Source organism: Pseudohongiella sp. O18, from assembly GCF_021729085.1.
Lineage (GTDB): Bacteria > Pseudomonadota > Gammaproteobacteria > Pseudomonadales > Pseudohongiellaceae > Pseudohongiella.
Map to the genome: position 1 here is coordinate 925,130 of NZ_JAJSAR010000002.1, position 21,398 is coordinate 946,527.

The window sequence follows — 21,398 nt, forward strand, 5'->3', positions numbered from 1 at the left end:
CTGCTGATACACCCGCCGTCAAAGGAGTGCGATTATAGGGGCTGATCGGCAAAACTACAACACAAAATCAGGCGTCAACCCGCTGCCATCAGCTGTTTTTTTAATGCCTGGACTTCATCGCGCAGTAATGCCGCTTCTTCGAACTCCAGGTTACGGGCGAGCTCCAGCATTCTTGTTTCGAGGCGGGTAATTTCCTGACCAAGCGCTTTCGGATCCGCAGCCAGCTCGGCAGGCACACTGCCATAGCTGGCAATCTTCTCGGCGACAGCCGCTTTGCCACGTTTACGCTGCCGTCCGCCAGTGACACGATTCTCTGAATAGGCACCTTCCATCACATCCATCACTGATTTTGTAACACCAGCGGGTGTGATGCCGTGCTCCTTGTTAAAGGCCAGCTGGGTTTCACGCCGGCGCTCGCATTCGTCCATGGCACGACGCATGGAGCCGGTAATATTATCGGCGTACAAAATGGCTCGGCCATGAATATTCCGTGCTGCGCGCCCCATCGTCTGAATCAGTGAGCGTTCCGAGCGCAGAAAACCCTCCTTGTCCGCATCAAGAATGGCAACCAGTGACACTTCGGGAATATCCAGCCCCTCACGCAACAGGTTGATGCCCACCAGCACATCAAAATTTCCAAGCCGCAGATCGCGGATGATTTCGGATCGCTCCACTGTATCGATATCCGAATGCAAATACCTTACACGCACGTCGTGATCCATCAGATAATCGGTCAGGTCTTCTGCCATGCGTTTTGTCAGCACCGTCACCAGCACCCGCTCCTGCCGCACCACAACCTGCCGGATTTCCGATAACAGATCGTCTACCTGATTGGCGGCTGGTCGTACATCGACGGCCGGGTCTATCAGACCGGTCGGCCGGACTACCTGGCGAACGACCTGCCCAGAGCGTTGTTCTTCATAGGGGCCAGGTGTGGCTGAGACAAAAATCAACTGCGAGGTCAGCGACTCCCACTCTTCAAATCGCAAGGGACGATTATCCAGCGCGGACGGGAGACGGAAACCATACTGAACCAGTGTCTCCTTGCGCGAGCGGTCGCCTTTGTACATTGCACCAATCTGTGGAATGGACACATGCGACTCATCAACAATCACGAGTGCATCGGGTGGCAGATAATCAAACAGCGTTGGTGGCGGCTGCCCGGCAGCGCGGCCAGACAGATAACGTGAATAGTTTTCGATGCCGGTGCAGTAGCCGAGCTCGCTCATCATTTCCAGATCAAAGCGCGTGCGCTGCGCCAGACGCTGTGCCTCTACCAGCTGATGATTACTCTCCAGCTGCGTCACACGCTCATTCAACTCTTCCTTGATCTGCTCCAGCGCTTCCATCACTTTTTCCCGGGGCGTCACATAGTGTGACTTCGGAAATACAGTGAGTCGCGGCACCTTTCTGACAACCTCACCTGTCAGAGGGTCAAAAAACGACAAACCTTCTATCTCGTCATCAAACAGCTCCACTCTTATGGCGTACTGCTCTGAATCGGCCGGATAGATATCAATTACGTCTCCGCGCACGCGATAGGTCGCTCGCTGCAGATCCATATCATTTCTGGTGTACTGCATGTCTGCAAGCCGCCGCAGAATGTAGCGCTGATCCACTTTGTCGCCGCGATCCAGGTGCAACACCATTTGCAGATACGACCCAGGATCACCCAGACCATAGATAGCTGAAACAGTCGCCACCACGATGACGTCGCGCCGCTCTAGCAGCGCCTTGGTTGCAGACAGACGCATCTGTTCAATGTGATCATTGATTGAGGCGTCTTTCTCAATATAGGTATCAGAGGAAGGAACGTATGCTTCAGGCTGGTAGTAATCGTAGTAGGAAACAAAATACTCGACGGCATTGTCCGGAAAGAACTCTGCGAACTCGCCGTAAAGTTGTGCCGCCAGCGTTTTGTTGGGCGCCATCACCAGAGCCGGACGTTGTGTCTGCGCAATTACATTGGCAATCGTGAAGGTTTTACCGGAACCGGTTACGCCCAGCAGCGTTTGGGCATGCAACCCCTCTTCCAGTCCCTCGCTCAGACATCTGATCGCTTCGGGCTGGTCACCTGCGGGCTTGAATGCGGACTTCATACTAAAGGGTATACTCATCCGCCCAGTATACACAGATGTCCGCGCGCGACGGTAGTCACCAGTCTGTCCGACACGCCAGACCGGACCACCTTAAAGACAGTGTAAATTTTGCACATCAGAGGTTGACCCCCCGCAAAAATCTCATTAGTATACGCGTCCTGTTGGGGCCACGACACATGGCCAACATTACTGCCCAATAGCTCAATGGTAGAGTAGGTGACTGTTAATCACTTGGTTCCTGGTTCGAGTCCAGGTTGGGCAGCCAAACTCTGAAAGACCTCTTCAATACCCCCTGTAAATTGCTAACCAGCAAACGATTGCGCAGCAGCGTGGTCGCGACAGGTCTTTGTCTGCAAAATCATCCGTGTAATTGGCCTTTGTCGGCTGGAACGACCGGCTCTGTTCAAGCCTTGCTCGACTGTGGTTATAATCAGCCACTCGTTTAACCTTATCACCACGAACCGGGAATGCATTATGACCTTAACTACTCGCTACAGACATGTATTGATGGCCCTGTTGTTCGGTAGCGCCCTATCGCTCGCCGCCTGCTCGGGAGAAGACACCCCATCAACCGAGGACGTCGCACAAACTGCCGAGAATGTTGCCGAGACCGTTGCACAGACGGCGGAAGATGCAGCTGCTGCAGTATCCGATGCAGTTGATCAGGTCACCGACGACGATACAACCATGACCGGCAACCCGGTGGTTGTGATGACGACCAGCATGGGTGATGTGGAAATTGAGCTGTGGCAGGACGAAGCCCCGATAACCGTCGCCAACTTTCTGCGTTATGTCGACAATGACCTGTATGACGGTCTGACATTTCACCGCGTAATTCCTGGCTTCATGGTTCAGGGCGGCGGCTACGATGAGGATTTTGTCGAGCTGTCAGGCTATCCGGCCATCAAGAACGAAGCCAGCGCCGAACTGAGCAATGATCGCGGCACCATCGCCATGGCGCGCACCCAGGTTGTCGACAGCGCCACCAGCCAGTTCTTCATTAACCTGGTCGACAACGACTTTCTGAATCACCGCAGCACCAATCCCCAGGAGTTTGGTTATGCAGTGTTTGGTGAGGTGATCAGTGGCATGGAAGTCATGGATGAAATTGCACGGGTCCAGACCACCAGCCAGCGCGGCCATCAGGACGTGCCGGTGGAGCCGGTCATGATCGTATCAATTGACCGTCGATAGAAATTGACGCGGAGTCCCGGGGCTGTGCGGGACTAGCGTTTGTGCAGCGGTGTCACCTTGGCAGTAGCCGAGGACACCGCTGGCAGTTCAACCACCTGATCTGATGACACAACCCACAGTGGATCATCATGCAGATCATCAGGCTGAAAGCCATCCACAGCGCTGATCAGAACCTGACGTATCTGCTGTAGATCCAGCATTCGACAGGCACGTTCCAACTCTGCCAGCATCGGCTCCAGCTCTTCCCAGGTTAGAAAGTCTTCCTCAGCCCGCATGATTTTGGGGTGTTCAGTGCCCGTAACTGACTCGCCGATCAACAGCTCTTCAAACAGCTTTTCACCAGGACGCAGGCCGGTATATTCGATGGCGATGTCGCCATGGTAGGCATTCTCATCTTTAACATCGTAGCCCATCAGGTGAATCATCTTGCGGGCCAGATCCACAATTCTGATTGGGTCGTGCATATCCAGCACAAAGACGTCACCGCCACTGGCCATCGAACCTGCCTGAATCACCAGCTGTGCGGCCTCTTCCACCGTCATGAAATAACGTGTGACCTCAGGGTGCGTCACAGTAACCGGCCCGCCCTCACTGATCTGGCGTCGGAACAGCGGCACTACCGACCCGGATGAACCCAGCACATTGCCAAACCTGACCATGCTGAAACAGGTACCCTTCTGTCTCGCTGCCAACGCCTGGAGCACCTGTTCGGCGAAGCGTTTGGTGGCACCCATGACATTGGTGGGACGCACCGCCTTGTCAGTGGAGATCAGCACAAAATGTCGAACTCCGGCATTCATTGCGGCCTGCGCGGCAATCGCGGTGCCAAAGATATTATTGTAGGCACCCTCCACTACATTTTTTTCGACCATCGGTACCTGCTTGTAAGCAGCCACATGATAGACCGTCTCAATGCTGAAGCGATTGATCACCGCGTCCATCAGCGTTCGATTGCAGACGTTACCCAGCATCGCCACAATCTCGGTGCTGGAGCCTTCTGCCCGCAAGCCCTGCAGCTCAAGCTCCAGGTCGTAGAGTCCAAACTCAAAACTGTCCAGCAGTATCAGGCGCTCTGGTTCCAGACCAACAATCTGCCGACACAGCTCAGAACCGATGGAGCCAGCCGCTCCCGTAACCAGTACCGAGCGGCCAGTAATGCAGGCGCCCATCAACTCTACGTCAGGCGGTACAATGTCACGACCCAGCAGGTCTTCAATGTCGATGTCGCGCACTTCATCAACATGAAACTTGCCTGAACGCATATCAAACAGCTCAGGCACTGTTTTCACATGAACTGGCAGATGCTCAAGACGATTGAGTATTTCCTTGCGCTCGGCATGTGTTGCAGACGGGATTGCCAGCAGGATCTGACGTACAGAGAAGTTGTTGATCAGCTCTGATAACGATGAGGGACTGTAGACACGCACGCCGCTGACGGTGCTGCCGATGATGTGACGGCTGTCATCCACAAAGGCTACCGGCAAATACTGATTGCCATTCTGCAGTGCTGCAACCAGCTGCATACCCGAGCTGCCGGCACCGTAAATAATCACGGGCTCTTTGGGGCGGAAGTTCTGTATCAGGCTCTGCAGCACCATCTTGGCCACAAAGCGGCTGCCACCGATGCTCAGCAGAGCAATCATCCAGAACATCGGAACAACGGCGTTGTTGGGTGACTCGGGTGACAGAATAAGATAGTAGACTGCACCGAACAGTACCGCAGCAACCGACACACCCTGCAGGACGATAAATCCCGATTGCACGCCCATGTAAAGCAGCAGCGCGCGGTAAAGACCTATTCGGTAGAATCCGCCGACGCTGATCATGATGGCGGCAGCGAAATAGAGCGCAAGACGCTCGCCCTGCCCCTCTGCGCCGATCCCCAGCATGTTGAATGACAACCAGGTTGCCAGGGCCAGCATGAGCCCGTCTGCCAGCATCAGCAGTATCTGCTTGACGGTGCGGGACAAGGGGATGGTGTATAGGTTCATTGACGCTCCCTGTTTCCGGCGCCCAGCAGGGCTGCCACGATCATTAACGGTACTATACCAGATATGGCAAATAACACCCCATATTCGGGTCTGGTCAGAGCCAGCCATGCCAGGGGCAGCGACCACAGGACATTGACCACCATATAAGCTGCAGTAACCCTGAGATGACTGCCCCATCGCCGCGACAGATGCTGGTAGGCATGCGTGCTGTGCCCTTCAGTAATTGAATGGCCGGCCAGCAGACGACGCAGCAGGGTCAGCGTGGTATCCGCAATGAACGTGGCCATCAGCAATACCCACACCCAGACTGACAGCACTCCATTGAAATGTGTGATAAGGCCCAGAAGTCCCAGGAAAAAGCCCAGGAATGTGCTGCCAACGTCACCCATAAACAGCCTGGCGGGCGGGACATTCCAATACAGAAACCCTAATGTCGCGGCAAACAGCGCGGCACATACCAGCATCAGGGGATCATCCAGGCGCCACAGCATCAGGCCGGCGGCCGCGCAGACAAACAGACACTGGGCAGCTGCCAGCGTATCGATGCCATCCATGAAGTTATAGAGATTTAACAGCCAGACCAGAGCCAGCATAAGTATCAGCGCCTGCAACCAGCTGGGCATCACCAGCCAGCCACTGAAAAATGGCTCTGGCACAGGGCCCAGCAGCCACAACGCAGATGCCGCGCTGATCAAATGCAGAGGGAGGCGGATGCGCACCGGCAGCGCTTTGAAATCATCTATAAAGCCGACCATGGCCACCGGCAGGGCACAAGCAAGGACCAGCGTATACTGGAGAGTCAGGGTGCCAGAAAAAAGCAGTACCGCAATCGCCAGTGCAAGACCTGTCACTATCGCGGCGCCACCACCACGCGGCACCGCCTGCTGATGAGCACTGCGTGCAACCGGCACGTCCAGTAAATGACGCCGCCCTACGACCACCAGCAGGGAGCACAGACACCAGGCTGCAAGCAGGCCTGTCAGCAATGCCAGGATGTCCGTTCCAGTAATGAGATGACCAGCCAGGTCCTGGCCGGATGTGTCCTGCATGCTTTATCCAGTTATTACAGAAAAGGGGCTAAACAGCCCCTATTCTAACGTATTCACTGTCACATGTGCGTAAACAGAATCACTCGCCGTCACTGGACAATCGAATTTTGTGGCGATTACGCTCAAGCGTTGCCTTGCCAATCCCCCGAACACGTTCCAGGTGATCAACCTGTTCAAAGTCACCGTGCTCTTCGCGGTAGGCTATGATGTCCAGCGCACGAGTCATACCCACACCATCCAGTGCGAGTGCCAGCGTATCAGCATCGGCTGTATTGATATTCACCTGGTCTTCGACCAGCAGCGCCATGTCTGCGGTGTCAGGTGCATCATCTGACTGGGCATGAGAGACCGTGGCACCAAACAAAGCCAGTGTCAGCATGCTGAACATGGCTGACCGGCGAAGAAAACGTATTACTGAAATTGCTGATTGAGACATGAGGAAACTCCTTTTCCGATTGTGTATTTCTCAATTGATCAAATCATCCATGAGCCGCCAATACTAACGGGCGTCGTACTGGTTTTAGCACACCATGGATCAATTGCCAGAAATTTCCTCAAGAATGGCCTGAAGTTTGACATCCGGATGGCGCGCGCGGGTTATCGGACGACCAATCACCAGATAATTACTGCCTGCATGGACAGCATCACCTGGCGTCACAATGCGCTTCTGGTCATCCGCCGCATCACCTGCAGGGCGGATCCCGGGCGTCACCAGCAGGAAGTTTTCACTCAGCAGCCTACGCAGCGACGCAGCCTCTGATGCGGAACAGACCACGCCATCCATGCCGCCTTCCTGGGCAATGGCAGCCAGGCGCTGGACCTGTTCCTCTGTCGCCCGGGAAATCCCCTGAGCCATCAGATCTTCTTCTGCCATGCTGGTCAGCACCGTGACGGCAACCAGCAGTGGTTTGTGATCGCTGTCGGCCAGCGCTTCACGCGCGGCCCGCATCATTGCTTCACCGCCACTGGCGTGCAGGGTCAGCATCCACACGCCCAGTTCGGCAGCCGCGGCAACTGCTTTGGCCACAGTATTGGGAATGTCGTGGAACTTAAGGTCCAGAAAAACTTCAAAGCCGCGCTGCTGGACTTCCCGCACCAGATCCGGGCCAAAACGGGTAAAGAGCTCCTTGCCAACTTTGACGCGACAGCTTTGCGGTGAAAGTTTATCAAGCAGCGTCATTGCATCAGCACGATTATCAAAATCCAGGGCCACGATGATGCGATTGTTGTCGTTCACAGAGCTTCTCCTTGAATGAGGCAATCCATACCAACTAATAAATCCGGTGATAAAAAAAGAGTCAGATATCACGTTCCGCGGGCGGGAATCGTGGTCGCTGTTTAAGTTCCTTTTCCAGGCGGCGAATGCGCATGCGAAGTTTCATGTCGCGAACCAGGCCAGCTCCAAGAATCACGCCAGCGAGTCCACCAACACAGAATGCAGCGATTATCCAAAGCGCGAGCGGGCGCGCCGAAAAACTCACAAATCCGAACGACAACGGCACCGGTGTTGTATTCCACAGACTGAAGGCGGTGCTGAGCAGCACAACCATCAGCAACAGCAGAATCAGCAACCAGCGTTTCATGCCTTGCATATATTGACTCTCCACAAAATAAAAGCGGCGATATTCTTGCGAATTCGCCGCTTTATTAACTGTCAGGGAAGCGTGTCCGCCGACCGCAAAATCATCACTGCTCCATAGAGCTGTTCACACGGTCACGCAGTTCTTTGCCAGGCTTGAAGTGCGGCACATACTTTCCACTGAGATTCACCGGGGTGCCCGTTTTCGGATTACGTCCGACACGTGGTACCCGGTAATGCAGTGAAAAGCTGCCAAACCCGCGGATTTCAATTCGCCCGCCGTCTGACAAAGCCTCGGACATATACTCAATGATCGACTTGACGGCAAACTCACAGTCTCTTGCTGACAACTGTGTCTGTTTTGCTGCAATGCGCTCGATAAGCTCTGACTTTGTCATAACGATTCCCTGCCAGTATTATTTCTTTTCCATTTCGGCTTTGATCAGATCACCAATCGTGGTCGGGCCAGAGGCTGGCGCTTCCTGATTTTTGTGATCCTGAATCGCGGCTTTCTCGTCGTCAATTTCGATTGCCTTGACAGACAGACCCAGTACACGATTCTTGCGATCAACGCTGACAACTTTAACTGTGATCTCGTCACCAGCATTCAGCACATTGCGGGCATCTTCGACTTTGTCACGGCTGATTTCGGACGCGCGCAGCGTACCAGTGATGCCGTTACCGAGGTCTACAGTTGCAGACTTGGCGTCAACTTCGGAGATGGTGCCCTTGACAATGCTGCCCTTGTCGAACTCACCGACGTAGTTGGCGAACGGATCGTCAGACAGTTGCTTGATGCCCAGAGAAATACGCTCACGTTCCGGGTCGATGGACAGAATGACTGTCTCGATTTCATCGCCTTTCTTGTAGTTGCGCACGGCTTCTTCGCCAGTCTCATCCCAGGAGATGTCAGACAGGTGAACCAGGCCATCGATGTTGCCTTCCAGGCCGATAAAGATACCAAAGTCAGTGATTGACTTGATGCTGCCAGAGATCTTGTCGCCCTTGTTGTACTGCTCGGCGAAACGATCCCATGGATTCTGGAAGCACTGCTTGATACCCAGGGAAATACGACGACGTTCTTCGTCGATGTCCAGGATCATCACTTCCACTTCATCGCCCAGCTGTACGATCTTGGATGGGTGAACGTTCTTGTTGGTCCAGTCCATTTCGGATACGTGAACCAGACCTTCAACGCCCTCTTCCAGCTCCGCAAAACAGCCGTAGTCGGTCAGGTTGGTAACACGCGCCTTGACCTTGGTGTTTTCCGGATAACGGGACTTGATATCTACCCATGGATCTTCGCCCAGCTGCTTCAGGCCCAGAGATACGCGATTACGCTCACGGTCGTACTTCAGTACTTTAACCTTGATCTCATCGCCAACATTGACGATTTCGCTTGGGTGCTTGATACGCTTCCAGGACATGTCAGTGATGTGCAACAGACCATCAACACCGCCCAGGTCAACAAACGCGCCGTAGTCGGTCAGGTTCTTGACGATACCCTTGATGACCAGGCCTTCCTGCAGCGTAGCCAGCAGTTCGTCGCGCTCTTCCGAGCTGACAGCTTCCAGCACGGCACGACGTGAAACAACCACGTTGTTGCGCTTCTGATCCAGCTTGATCAGTTTGAATTCCAGCAGCTGGCCTTCCAGGTGCGCGGTATCGCGAATCGGGCGAATGTCCACCAGAGAGCCTGGCAGGAACGCGCGGATGTTGTTGAGGTCGACAGTGAAACCACCTTTGACCTTGCCGTTGATGATACCCTTGACCACTTCGTTCTTTTCGAAAGCCGCTTCCAGCTCCATCCAGGACTCGGCACGCTTGGCCTTCTCTCTGGACAGACGAGTTTCACCGAAACCGTCTTCTACGGTTTCCAGCGCCACTTTAACTTCGTCACCGATGTTCAGGGTAAATTCGCCATCTTCATCCAGGAACTGGCTCTTGGGGATGACGCCTTCGGATTTCAGTCCGGCATGGACGGTCACCCAGTCTGAGTCGATGTTTACAACGGTGCCGGTCACGATTGCGCCGGGGGTCATGTCTACATCGTTCAGACTCTGTTCAAATAATTCAGCGAAACTTTCACTCATGTTTAATCCTGTTAAATAATCAGGCCGCGGGATCACCTCGGTGGGTGTCAACGTGGCTTCTTTTCAACCGTGTACCAGCACACACGGGCCAATGACAAAAAGCCCGCAGACGGACAGTGCTGGCTCCGTCATCAGGCTGCTCTTGTTAACGCTTTTCTCAGGCACGCAGTTGCAGGCTCGCAACCGTTCGATCAAGTCTTTATCAAGTCGACTCCCGGACCTTATTGATAACAATATCAAGGACCTGGGATATACTTAATTGTGTCGTGTCAACGCTGATCGCATCATCGGCAGGTCGTAAAGGTGCCACGGCCCGCTGACTGTCACGCGCATCACGCGCCCGGATATCCGCCAAAAGGTCGCCGATCTTAACATCAATACCCTTTGCAATCAACTGCTTATAACGGCGATCTGCACGCTCTTCAGCAGAGGCTGTCAGGAAGATTTTAACAACCGCCTGAGGGAATACAACCGTACCCATGTCACGCCCATCGGCCACCAGCCCGGGCGGCTGGCGGAAGTCGCGCTGACGCTGCAACAACGCATCCCGAACGGGCGGCAGGGCAGCCACGATCGATGCGTCGGCCCCGGCCTGCTCTGTGCGGATAAATCCTGACACTTCTTCGCCCTGAAACCAGACACTGTCATCAGCACCCGTTCCAAAGCGGATATCCAGCACGGCCGCCAGTGCCGCGACGGCGTTGGCATCATCAAGCTCAATGCTGGCGCGGCGTGCAGCCAGTGCCGTGAGTCGGTAAAGAGCGCCACTATCCAGATAGTGCCAGCCAAGCTGTTCTGCTACCAGGCGGCTGATGGTGCCCTTGCCGGCGCCACCTGGTCCATCAATGGTCAGCACCGGGACCAGTTCTTCACGGCTGAACGTCATCAAACCACCTCCGACAGGACTGCCAGCGGCACGCCGAGCCTGTGCCATATTGCGGCCAGCCCCGGGAAGCGCTGCCTATACTCACCTGCTCCGTTAATAAAAGCTGCATGCTGTGTGCTGGTCAGCCAGGCTACTGACAGCATGGCGAGCACACTGTCTCCACGACAATCAATCTGGTTCGGTACAGTCACCCGGTCGCGTCGCAAACCGCTCACCTTCAGGGTATCACCGTCTGCTGCGCGCTCGATGGGCAGCCCTGCAGCAACCCAGGGTTGCAGTCGCTGCCAGACGCGATCACAAAAAACTTTATCCAGTTTGATATCCAGTACCTGCTGCCCTACCAGCCCGGCAGCCACCAGGGCCAGACACTGATCATCGGTCAGGGAACCCACGGGCACATTCAGGGCCAGCCGTTCATCGGACAGAGCCGCTGTACCAATCAGGATATCCCGCCCCTCAAGCATAATGTTGTAGCCAATGCCCTGCAGCGTATCCAGCAACTCCGGAAGCTGCGCGGCACCACCTTCTCCAGCAATAACGCGCACCCCCGACCCTTCGAGAGCGGTGGCGGCAATCGCCAGCGCCGCAACCTGGACCGGATCCGCCGGCAGGCTGAGCTGGCGCATGTCCTGCCCAACATCCGAAAACACCAGCAGGCTACCATTATCGGGCCCACTGACAGGGACGCCGCCAAGCCTGAGCGCCTGCAGACGCTGCAAGGCCTGTCGATCGTCGGGAAAATTCTCCAATTGCCAGGTACCACCCTCCTTCAGAATCTCGTCCAGACACTCAAGGGCCGACTCGCTGTCGGCGCTCAGCCGGCAGCGGCCGAATACACGCACGGCGACACCGACGGTCAAAACCTCGGACGCACGCGGTGCCGTCTCACTCACGGAACACTGACCATTGCGAAAGCGCCGGATGAAATCATCCCTGACCTGCTTCGCCCGCCTGAACCTCGACTGCAGAGCATCCCCATCGGCGCGCAACAACAGCGCGCGCATCTGCTGCAGGTCCGCCATGTAGTGATCAAGGACAGCTACGGTGGCATCGCGGTTTGCCAGAAAGATATCGCGCCACATGACAGGGTCGCTGGAGGCGATACGGCTAAAATCGGCAAACCCGCCCGCTGCAAAATCAAACACCTGCTGGCTGCGATCAGGCTCTCCTACCGACTCGACCAGTGTATTCACCAGCGTATAGGCCAGCAGATGCGGCAGATGGCTGGTGCCAGCCAGCACCTGGTCGTGACGCTGCGCATTCATCGCCCGCACATCCGCGCCCAGACATTGCCACAGCGCCATCACAGTGCGCAGCGCCAGGGGATCATTCTCAGGGATGGGTGTCAGAATAACCTTTCGATTCTGATACAGGTCGGATCGCGACGCAGCATAACCACTTTGCTCCGAACCGGCGATCGGATGCCCGGCAATGAAGCGGCTTACACGTGTACCGAGGGCTGCGCGAGCATCCGCGATGACATTGGCTTTGACGCTGGCCGCATCGGTCACAATTGTGTTTTCTCCAAGCAGCGGCGCTATCTGCTCAAGCATCCGCACCACCGTTAAAGTCGGCGTGGCGATCAGGATGATGTCAGCTTCGGGAACCAGCGTACTGAGGTCAGTCGAGAAAGCGTGAATACTGCCATCAAGCAAGGCAGCCTGCAGCTGGCTCTCGTCGCGGCCGCAGGCCAGCACTCGGGCGCAGTGGCCTCCTGCGATCAGCCCACGCGCTACGGAGCCGCCAATCAGACCCAGGCCAACAATAAGAACTGTTTTTCCTTCAAGAAGTTGCACGAGGATACGAACCCAAATTCTTGATTTTCACTGCGCAATCCGCAAGCTGTTTGAATACCTGCCTGACCGCCGTGTCGTCATTGTGACCTTCAAAGTCGATAAAAAATACGTACGACCACATGTCGTCCCGCGCCGGCCGCGTCTCCAGCCGGGTGAGACTCACCTGATACTGATCGAAGGGCGCCAGCAGGCGAAACAGCGCTCCGGGCTTGTTTTCGGCGTACACCAGAATGGATGTTTTGTCGTGACCGGTGGGAACTGTCACGTGCTTGCGTGACAGGACCAGAAAGCGGGTGGTGTTGCTTTTGCGGTCATGAATATTCGCGGCCTGAATCTCCAAGCCATAAAGTGCGGCTGCAATATCGCCGGCTATGGCTGCAGTTGATGCGTCTTCTGACGCCAGCCGGGCAGCTTCGGCGTTGCTGCTCACCTCGACCAGTTCCATACCTGGATGATTGGCACGCAACCACAGGCGACACTGTCCCAGCGATTGCTTGTGAGAAACTATACGGCGCAGACTGCCCAACTGGCTGGAGTCCTTCACCAGTAGATTGTGCGCTATCGGCAAAAACACCTCGCCAACAATGGTCAGCGAGGTATCCATCAGGCAATCCAGTGTGGTGTTGACGGCGCCTTCTGTAGAGTTCTCAACCGGGACCACGCCGTAATCAGCCTTGCCGGCTTCAACTTCCAGGAACACATCGTCAATGGTTGCTACGCTGTGCCGGCCAACAGACTTATCATCACCGAAATACTGATTTACCGCCGCATGAGAGAATGTCCCCAACGGTCCGAGGAAGGCAACTACTGGTGCCACCTCAGTCATCGAGCTGTTCCAGCGGCGGCAGATCCTCTTCGGGTTCGGCAACCTGTTCGATGCCGACCAGCGTTTCATCTGTCTTCAGGCGGATCAGGCGCACGCCCTGCGTATTACGGCTCAGTACCGGTACTTCTTCCACGCGTGTGCGCACCAGCGTGCCACGGTCGGAGATCAGCATGATCTGATCGCCGTCGGCAACCTGTACAGCACCCACCAGAGAGCCGTTACGCTCACTGGTCTGCATGGCGATGACACCCTGGCCACCGCGCCCATACTGCGGGAAGTCTGACGTTTCAGTGCGCTTGCCATAACCGTTTTCACTCACCGTCAGCACCTGCTTGTCCTCTTCCGGAACAATCAGGGAGATGACGCGCTGACCTTCCTGCAGACGGATACCACGAACACCACGGGCCGTACGACCCATAGGACGCACGTCCGACTCCTTGAAGCGCAGCACCTTGCCAGCAGAACCAAACAGCATGATGTCTTTTTCACCATCGGTCAGTGCGGTGCCGATCAGAGTGTCACCTTCATCCAGCTCGACTGCGCGCAGGCCAACGCTGCGCGGACGCGAGAAGTTCTCCAGCGGTGTCTTCTTGACGGTACCGTTAGCGGTAGCCATAAAGATGAAATAGCCCTCCGTGTACTCACGGATGGGCAGCATGCTGGTAATACGCTCACCCTCTTCCAGCGGCAGGATATTGACCAGCGGACGGCCTCGCGAAGTGCGGCTGGCCAGCGGAATATTGAATACACGGATCCAGTAGACTTTGCCGGCACTGCTGAAACACAGCAGCGTATCGTGACTGCTGGCGATCAGCAGGTGCTCTACCACATCTTCGTCCTTGACCGACGCTGCCGCCTTGCCCATGCCACCACGGCGCTGTGCCTGATAGTCGGCCAGCGGCTGAGACTTGGCATAACCACTGCGTGAGATGGTCACAACACGATCTTCTTCCGTGATCAGGTCTTCCATGCTCAGGTCAAGTTGCGAACCGACGATCTCGGTACGACGCGGGTCAGCATAGTTCGCACGCACCAGATTCATCTCTTCGCGCATCACTTCAAACAGACGTGACTCACTGCCCAGAATCTCCAGAAAATCTGCAATTTGCTGCAGCAACTCTTTGTAATCATTAATGAGTTTTTCGTGCTCAAGTCCAGTCAGACGATGCAGACGCAGGTCCAGAATCGCCTGCGCCTGGGCGGGAGACAGATAGTACTGATCCCCTTTCAGGCCAAACTCTTCAGGCAGCTCTTCCGGGCGGCAGGCATCGGCACCGGTCTCACCCAGCATGGCCAGCACGCTGCTGGACAGCCAGGAACGCGCCAGCAGCTTCTCTTTGGCTTCTGCAGAGCTTGGCGACTCCTTGATCAGCTGAATAACAGCATCGATATTGGCCAGCGCAACCGCCAGACCTTCCAGGATATGACCCTTTTCACGCGCCTTGCGCAGCAGATAAATGGTGCGCCGGGTGACCACTTCACGACGATGGCGGATAAAGGACTGCAGAATCTCTTTCAGGTTCAGCAGTCGTGGCTGGCCGTCGACCAGAGCCACCATGTTAATGCCAAACACCGACTGCATCTGGGTCTGGGCATACAGGTTATTCAGCACCACATCGCCGACTTCGCCACGACGCAGTTCGATCACGATTCGCAGGCCATCCTTGTCAGATTCATCACGTAGCTCGGTGATGCCTTCGATTTTCTTTTCCTTGACCAGCTCGGCAATCTTTTCAACCAGACGCGCCTTGTTCAGCTGGTAGGGGATCTCGGTGACGATGATGCTCTGGCGACCTGACTTCTCGTCCTCGATCACCTCCGCCCGCGCGCGCATGTAAATGCGTCCGCGGCCAGTACGGTAGGCCTCTACAATGCCCGCCCGGCCATTGATAATGGCCGCTGTCGGGAAATCGGGTCCTTTTACATACTCCATCAGCTCATCAATGGTGATGTCGTCGTTGTCCAGCAGCGCCAGACAGGCGTCAATCACCTCGCCCAGGTTATGCGGCGGTATATTGGTGGCCATGCCCACGGCAATACCGGACGAGCCGTTCACAAGCAGATTGGGGATCTGGGTCGGGAAAACATCCGGGATGCTTTCGGTGCCATCATAGTTATCGGAGAAGTTGACGGTTTCCTTGTCCAGGTCAGCCATCAGGTCATGGGCCATCTTGGCCATGCGGATTTCCGTGTAACGCATGGCAGCTGCCGCGTCACCGTCAATCGAGCCGAAGTTACCCTGACCATCCACCAGCGGATAGCGCAATGAGAAATCCTGTGCCATACGCACAATGGTGTCGTAAACCGCAGAATCGCCGTGCGGATGGTATTTACCGATGACATCACCGACAACACGGGCTGATTTTTTGTAGGGCTTGTTGAAGTCGTTGGACAGGACATTCATTGCGAACAGTACGCGGCGATGTACAGGCTTGAGTCCATCGCGAACGTCCGGCAGCGCCCGCCCCACAATCACGCTCATCGCGTAAGCCAGATAGGATTCCCGCATTTCGCTTTCCAGCGATACCGGCAATACCTGGTTGGTAGATTCCGTCGATTCCGTCATAGTTATTCCGTTTTTTTCGCTTGATCGAGGCGGCAAATGCAGGGCCGCAAAAATTGCTCAATTCTAGCACAACCGACCGTATTCCGGGCATATAAATGCAGGCTCAGATCAAGCTCCTGCTCGCTGGTGTTATTCGTTATAATCCGGGCCTGAGTTTGTCCAACCGGGAGCCTCAATGACGTCACCCCAAATGCCTGACTCCGGTCAGATGTCCATAGATCTGCTGATCAACGCCCGCTGGGTCATTCCCATGGATGACCAGTCCGCGGTACTGGAAAACCATTCAGTCGCCGTGGATCAGGGCCGCATCGTCGCCGTCCTGCCCAGCGCAGAGGCCGACCAGCGCTTCACCGCCAGAGATCAGGTCGATGCCTCCACCCACGCTGTCATGCCGGGCCTGGTGAATGCGCATGGCCATGCTGCCATGAGCCTGCTGCGCGGTATCGCCGATGATCTGCCCTTGCAGACCTGGCTGGAACAGCACATCTGGCCACTGGAAGGCCGCTGGGTCAGTGAGGATTTTGTCTACGACGGCACCCGTCTCGCTATCGCCGAGATGCTGCGCGGCGGCACTACCTGTTATGCAGACATGTATTTTTTCCCTGAGGCATCTGCGCGGGCAGCGACCGAGGCCGGTATGCGTGTGCAACTGGCTACCCCCATCATCGATTTCCCAACACCCTGGGCGCAGGGCCCGGATGAAGGCATCAGCAAAACCATCAAGCTGCATGATGAATGGCGTCGCAGCACCCTGGTCAGTACCGCTTTTGGTCCGCACGCGCCGTACACAGTGTCCGATCAACCAATCAGCCGAATCGCGCCGCTGGCTGAGGAGATGGACGTGCCTGTGCACATGCACGTGCATGAGACCGCCGGCGAAGTCACTGACTCGCTGGCAAAATTCGGCCTGCGTCCGATTCGCCGACTCAATCAGCTGGGGCTGATGAGTCCGCGCCTGCTGTGCGTTCACGCCACCGCGCTGGACGAGGACGACATCGCCATGATCCGCGATAGCGGTTCTCATGTAGTGCACTGCCCGCAATCCAATCTGAAACTGGCCAGTGGCTTCTGCCAGGTCGACAGATTGATGCGCGAAGGCATCAATGTCGCACTGGGCACCGACGGCGCTGCCAGCAACAACGATCTGGATATGTTTGCCGAGCTCAGCACGGCTGCGATGCTCGCCAAAGCGGTCTCTGGTGATGCCGCCGCCCTGCCCGCCCTGCAGGCGCTGCGCATGGCCACCATTAATGGTGCGCGGGCCATGGGACTGGACTCGCTTACCGGCTCCCTGGAGGTCGGCAAACAGGCCGATATCATTGCCGTCGATCTGCACAGCCTGAATACCGTGCCCGTCTACCACCCCGCTTCGCATCTTGCCTACAGCACCCGTAGCGATCAGGTGTCGCACGTCTGGGTCAATGGCAAGCGACTGGTGGACAATGGCGAACTGACTAGCATTAACCAGCGTAAACTGTTCGACGACATTCAAGGCTGGCAAACCCGACTGCAGGAATCCTCATGACTGTGAATACCCCGAACCGCGACGACAGCGAAATCCGCAAATTTGAAGCGCTGGCTGCGCGCTGGTGGGACCCGAACAGCGAATTTCGACCTCTGCACGAAATCAATCCGCTACGCATGGGTTTCATCAATCGCAAGGTCAATGTGGCTGGCAAGCGATGCATTGATATTGGCTGTGGTGGCGGCATTCTGAGCGAGGCTCTGGCCCGTCAGGGCGCTTCCGTGACGGCAATCGACCTGGCAGAGGCCTCACTGGCCGTTGCCCGTCTGCATCAACTGGAGAGCGGTCTGGACGATATCCGTTACGAGAACATCTCTGCAGAGGAAATGGCAGAACAGGAAGCCGGACAATACGATGTCGTGACCTGCCTGGAAATGCTTGAACACGTGCCTGACCCGGAAGCGGTTGTGGCCGCCTGCGCCCGGCTTGCCAAACCCGGCGGCCACCTGTTCTTCTCGACCATCAATCGCAACCCGAAATCCTGGCTGTTTGCCATCGTGGGCGCAGAATACGTACTCAACCTGCTGCCACGCGGCACACATGACTACGCCAAATTCATCAAGCCCTCGGAACTGGCCAACTGGTGCCGGCATCAGGACCTTGAACAGGGAGAACTGACGGGCATGACCTACAATCCGCTGACCAAGCAGTACAAGCTGGCGCCGGATGTCAGCGTCAACTACCTGGTTCATTACCAGAAGCCATGAGTATGCAGACCCTGGAATTTCCACTGCCAACACAGGTGGCCGCAGTGCTGTTCGACCTGGACGGCACGCTGGTCCATACGGCGCCTGACTTCAGCGATGTGCTGCAGCAGCTTTGCCAGCAGGCCGGCATCGCTGCGCCCAGTGAGCAGGCGGTGCATGCCACCGTCTCCAGCGGCGCAAGAGCACTGGTTAAACTTGCTTTCGACAGGGAGCCAGGCGATCCGGACTTCGAGCCGCTGCTGACCGAACTGCTGGAGCGCTATTTCGATCGCATTCAGCAAACACAATCTGCGCTTTATCCCAATATGGCCGCACTACTGGCCACGCTGGCCGGTCGCGACATACCCTGGGGCGTAGTGACCAACAAGCCGGTGCGCTTCAGCGAACCTCTGATGCGATCGCTTGGACTCCATGAGCAGTGCGCCGTGCTGATCTGTCCGGATCACGTCAGCCGCAGCAAGCCGGACCCCGAGCCCCTGCTGCTGGCCTGTAAGCAATTGGGAGTTTCCCCGAAGCAATGTATTTACGTTGGAGATCATCCACGCGACATCGATGCTGGCCGCGCGGCTGGCATGCACACCGTGGCGGCCGGCTGGGGGTATCTGCCCCCGGAGCCACCGATTGAACAATGGCAGGCGGATTTTATTGCCGGCCAGGTAATCGACCTGGCAAACCACATGAGCCAACACGCACAACAAAAGGAGTTTTCATGAGCGATCAATTGTCCGGCAAACTGATTCTGGTGACCGGCGCAGGCGACGGCATCGGCAAAGCCGCCGCGCTTGCTTACGCGCAACAGGGCGCCACCGTCATTCTGCTGGGCCGGACGCAGGCCAAACTGGAAGCTGTCTATGACAGCATCGTCGGGCAGGGCCTACCCGAACCGGTAATTCACCCGCTAGACCTGGCCAGTGCGACGGTCGACGACTACAACCTGCTTGGCAAATCAATTCTGGAGCAGTTCCCGGCGCTGGACGGCCTTTTGCACAATGCCAGCGTGCTGGGCGCTCTGGGTCCTATCGAGCACTACCCGGCTGAACAGTGGACCAAGATCATGCAGATCAACGTCAACGCCATGTTCATGCTGACAAAAGCGCTACTGCCGGCACTGGCAAAATCGGACGATGGCCGCATTCTGATGACTTCTTCCAGTGTGGGCCGCAAAGGTCGCGCCTACTGGGGTGCCTATGCAGTCAGTAAATTCGCAACCGAAGGTCTGATGCAGGTGCTGGCTGAGGAACTGCGCAACACCTCATCCATTCGCGTCAACTCAATCAACCCCGGAGCCACCCGCACGGAAATGCGACGCGCAGCCTACCCGGCTGAGGACCCGGCAACGTTGCCAACCGCTGAATCCCTGATGCCCGCCTACGTTTACCTGATGTCAGCGCAAAGCAGGGCCATTCACGGGGAAGCGCTGGATATACGTGAACTGCTGGCGAGGGTGCAAAACGACCATGCGTCGGCGAACTGACGCCGGCAGGCGGCAAAGCGACGGGAAACCGGCAATTCTTGCCGCTTTCCCGTGGCAACAAGCGGCAAAATCCTATCAAACACATCACATTTCATCTGTATCTAATTGTTTTGAATAACAAATAAAACCACTTCAAAAATTCTGGCACGTTTTTCGCTTCTTCGGCCCTATAAGTCCAGGCCGGAGACAGACATGGCATTACCACTCAGCACCGCCGAAACTACGGAACTGCGCATCGTCAAAGCTGACGATGCGGTATTTGCGTCAGCCAGCCCGCGCGTTACCAAAGCGCTAGGGACCCTCGAGTCGCGTGTACAACTGATGACCGCACTGCAGGCGTCGCTGTCCGTTGATGCAATTCTGCTGGCTTTTTTCAGACATGCCCAGACTCGCCTGAGAATCAGCGGCATGTGGTACCGACATAACGAAGCATCTGAGCAACTGACTTTTGGTACTGAGGGCACTCATTCGCTTGCCTATCGCTTGATTACCCGCGAGCTGCACCTTGGCGAGCTGATTGTGTCACGACAGCGCGTATTCTCCGCCAATAACATGGCAGAGTTTGAAGACATGCTGATGTCACTGCTGCACCCCCTGAATAACGCACTCAGATACGCCGCTGCCCTGAAGGCTGCCCGAACTGACAGCCTGACCCAGATCGGCAATCGTGCCGCACTGCACGAGTCGCTCGATTTCGCCATCAACTCTGCCAAACGCTACCAGCACTCCCTTTCGGTGCTGCTAGTCGACCTGGATAGTTTCAAACAGATAAACGACGGTCACGGTCACGAAACAGGCGACCGGGTGCTGCAGGAAGTTGTGGCGGCCATCATTGATGCCACCCGCAATACAGATCAGTGCTTCCGCCTGGGTGGTGATGAGTTTGTGGTTCTGTTGGGCAGCACACCAGCGACCGGTGCAGCAATCATCGCCGAACGGGTCTGTCAGGCGATCGCCTCACTCAACATCTGCAGCGACAGCGGCAACATTGTTACCTCTGCCAGTGTTGGCGCGGCGACATGGCAGGCCGATGAATCGCTGACCGAACTGCTGGAACGTGCAGACATGGCCATGTACCAGGCCAAAGCTCACGGTGGCAACACAAGTCTGAGTCAGAACAACAACAACGCTACTCCCCACTCGATATCGCTCTGAAAAGGAAACTTTCAATGCCATCAGCTACCTATGAACTGGCTACCGCCGACACACTCAAGCCCGACGTGTCTGACAGTCAGCTTACTGAACGCAAAAGCAGGTCAGAGCGACTGCGTGAACAACTTCTTAACAACCTGAATGGCACCACCGAGCTGGCCGCTCTGCAGGAGCGCCTGCTCAACAGCCTGACCCAGGGCATGGGTGTGGATGGCTTGCACTACCAGCACGAAGCACTGGATGTAGACATACAGATTGGAAGCGAAGCCCTTCACAGCTGCGGTTATCGCCTGCTGGCAACCAATGAGTATCTGGGGGAAATCACCTTCAAGCGTAATCGGCGTTTTAGTGAACGTGAACTGGCACTGATCGAATCAGTCATCCCGGCTCTTATGAAACCGCTGCGAGCCAGTCTTAAGACCCGCGAACGCTGATCAGGCGCCGCGGGCCAGGCGGTCAGT

General features: G+C 56.2%; 19 protein-coding genes and 1 tRNA gene. 8 read left to right on the forward strand and 12 right to left on the reverse strand.

Annotated elements, in window-relative coordinates; all coding sequences use genetic code 11:
- Positions 1 to 74: 74 nt before the first annotated feature.
- On the reverse strand, positions 75 to 2,099 hold the full coding sequence (uvrB, locus tag LVD14_RS11515; RefSeq protein WP_411268277.1) for an excinuclease ABC subunit UvrB: 2,025 nt from the start codon (positions 2,097 to 2,099) through the stop codon (positions 75 to 77).
- A gap of 190 nt (positions 2,100 to 2,289) precedes the next feature.
- Between uvrB and LVD14_RS11520 the strand changes: the two genes are divergently transcribed.
- Together LVD14_RS11520 and LVD14_RS11525 are read left to right on the forward strand one after the other, a co-directional pair.
- A tRNA-Asn gene (locus LVD14_RS11520) sits at positions 2,290 to 2,364 on the forward strand.
- A 209-nt stretch (positions 2,365 to 2,573) separates the two neighbouring features.
- The gene (locus tag LVD14_RS11525) at positions 2,574 to 3,293 is read left to right on the forward strand and encodes a peptidylprolyl isomerase (RefSeq protein WP_317622138.1); all 720 of its coding nucleotides are present in this window, start codon (positions 2,574 to 2,576) and stop codon (positions 3,291 to 3,293) included.
- 32 nt (positions 3,294 to 3,325) lie between these two features.
- Here the strand turns inward: LVD14_RS11525 and LVD14_RS11530 are convergent, their stop codons facing one another.
- The 11 genes from LVD14_RS11530 to gyrA form a co-directional block, all read right to left on the reverse strand.
- The gene (locus tag LVD14_RS11530; protein ID WP_237134220.1) at positions 3,326 to 5,284 is read right to left on the reverse strand and encodes a polysaccharide biosynthesis protein; all 1,959 of its coding nucleotides are present in this window, start codon (positions 5,282 to 5,284) and stop codon (positions 3,326 to 3,328) included.
- Positions 5,281 to 6,333, reverse strand: a complete 1,053-nt coding sequence (locus LVD14_RS11535) for an MraY family glycosyltransferase (RefSeq protein WP_237134221.1) — start codon at positions 6,331 to 6,333, stop codon at positions 5,281 to 5,283. The genes LVD14_RS11530 and LVD14_RS11535 overlap by 4 nt, the downstream gene beginning before the upstream one ends.
- Before the next feature lie 79 nt (positions 6,334 to 6,412).
- On the reverse strand, positions 6,413 to 6,769 hold the full coding sequence (locus LVD14_RS11540) for a ComEA family DNA-binding protein (protein WP_237134222.1): 357 nt from the start codon (positions 6,767 to 6,769) through the stop codon (positions 6,413 to 6,415).
- A gap of 99 nt (positions 6,770 to 6,868) precedes the next feature.
- On the reverse strand, positions 6,869 to 7,570 hold the full coding sequence (pyrF, locus tag LVD14_RS11545; protein ID WP_237134223.1) for an orotidine-5'-phosphate decarboxylase: 702 nt from the start codon (positions 7,568 to 7,570) through the stop codon (positions 6,869 to 6,871).
- Between the two features lie 61 nt (positions 7,571 to 7,631).
- The gene (locus LVD14_RS11550; RefSeq protein WP_237134224.1) at positions 7,632 to 7,925 is read right to left on the reverse strand and encodes a lipopolysaccharide assembly LapA domain-containing protein; all 294 of its coding nucleotides are present in this window, start codon (positions 7,923 to 7,925) and stop codon (positions 7,632 to 7,634) included.
- Between the two features lie 94 nt (positions 7,926 to 8,019).
- Positions 8,020 to 8,310 carry an integration host factor subunit beta gene (gene ihfB / locus LVD14_RS11555; protein ID WP_237134225.1) on the reverse strand — a complete coding sequence of 97 codons (291 nt, stop codon included), beginning with the start codon at positions 8,308 to 8,310 and terminating at the stop codon, positions 8,020 to 8,022.
- An 18-nt stretch (positions 8,311 to 8,328) separates the two neighbouring features.
- Entirely contained in the window at positions 8,329 to 10,005 is a 1,677-nt protein-coding gene (rpsA, locus tag LVD14_RS11560; protein ID WP_237134226.1) for a 30S ribosomal protein S1, read from the reverse strand.
- 202 nt (positions 10,006 to 10,207) lie between these two features.
- Positions 10,208 to 10,891, reverse strand: coding sequence for a (d)CMP kinase (gene cmk, locus LVD14_RS11565; RefSeq protein WP_237134227.1), 684 nt, complete (start codon positions 10,889 to 10,891; stop codon positions 10,208 to 10,210).
- Entirely contained in the window at positions 10,891 to 12,687 is a 1,797-nt protein-coding gene (locus LVD14_RS11570; RefSeq protein ID WP_237134228.1) for a prephenate dehydrogenase, read from the reverse strand. Before LVD14_RS11570 ends, cmk begins: the two co-directional genes overlap by 1 nt.
- Positions 12,674 to 13,513, reverse strand: coding sequence for a prephenate dehydratase (pheA, locus tag LVD14_RS11575; protein WP_237134229.1), 840 nt, complete (start codon positions 13,511 to 13,513; stop codon positions 12,674 to 12,676). Before pheA ends, LVD14_RS11570 begins: the two co-directional genes overlap by 14 nt.
- Positions 13,506 to 16,079, reverse strand: a complete 2,574-nt coding sequence (gyrA, locus tag LVD14_RS11580) for a DNA gyrase subunit A (protein WP_237134230.1) — start codon at positions 16,077 to 16,079, stop codon at positions 13,506 to 13,508. Before gyrA ends, pheA begins: the two co-directional genes overlap by 8 nt.
- Positions 16,080 to 16,254: 175 nt before the next feature.
- Here gyrA and LVD14_RS11585 point away from each other — a divergent pair, with 175 nt between their 5' ends.
- The 6 genes from LVD14_RS11585 (at position 16,255) to LVD14_RS11610 (ending at position 21,371) form a co-directional block, all read left to right on the forward strand.
- Complete coding sequence (locus tag LVD14_RS11585) at positions 16,255 to 17,604, forward strand: TRZ/ATZ family hydrolase (RefSeq protein WP_237134231.1); 1,350 nt, start codon at positions 16,255 to 16,257, stop codon at positions 17,602 to 17,604.
- A complete protein-coding gene (gene ubiG / locus LVD14_RS11590; protein WP_237134232.1) occupies positions 17,601 to 18,311 on the forward strand; it encodes a bifunctional 2-polyprenyl-6-hydroxyphenol methylase/3-demethylubiquinol 3-O-methyltransferase UbiG in 711 nt (236 codons plus the stop codon). The genes LVD14_RS11585 and ubiG overlap by 4 nt, the downstream gene beginning before the upstream one ends.
- Positions 18,308 to 19,024: an HAD-IA family hydrolase gene (locus LVD14_RS11595; protein ID WP_237134233.1), complete on the forward strand. Its 717-nt coding sequence runs from the start codon at positions 18,308 to 18,310 to the stop codon at positions 19,022 to 19,024. Before ubiG ends, LVD14_RS11595 begins: the two co-directional genes overlap by 4 nt.
- On the forward strand, positions 19,021 to 19,785 hold the full coding sequence (locus LVD14_RS11600) for a YciK family oxidoreductase (protein WP_237134234.1): 765 nt from the start codon (positions 19,021 to 19,023) through the stop codon (positions 19,783 to 19,785). The genes LVD14_RS11595 and LVD14_RS11600 overlap by 4 nt, the downstream gene beginning before the upstream one ends.
- 192 nt (positions 19,786 to 19,977) lie before the next feature.
- Positions 19,978 to 20,940: a GGDEF domain-containing protein gene (locus tag LVD14_RS11605; protein WP_237134235.1), complete on the forward strand. Its 963-nt coding sequence runs from the start codon at positions 19,978 to 19,980 to the stop codon at positions 20,938 to 20,940.
- A gap of 14 nt (positions 20,941 to 20,954) precedes the next feature.
- Positions 20,955 to 21,371: a hypothetical protein gene (locus LVD14_RS11610; protein WP_237134236.1), complete on the forward strand. Its 417-nt coding sequence runs from the start codon at positions 20,955 to 20,957 to the stop codon at positions 21,369 to 21,371.
- Positions 21,372 to 21,398: the final 27 nt, after the last annotated feature.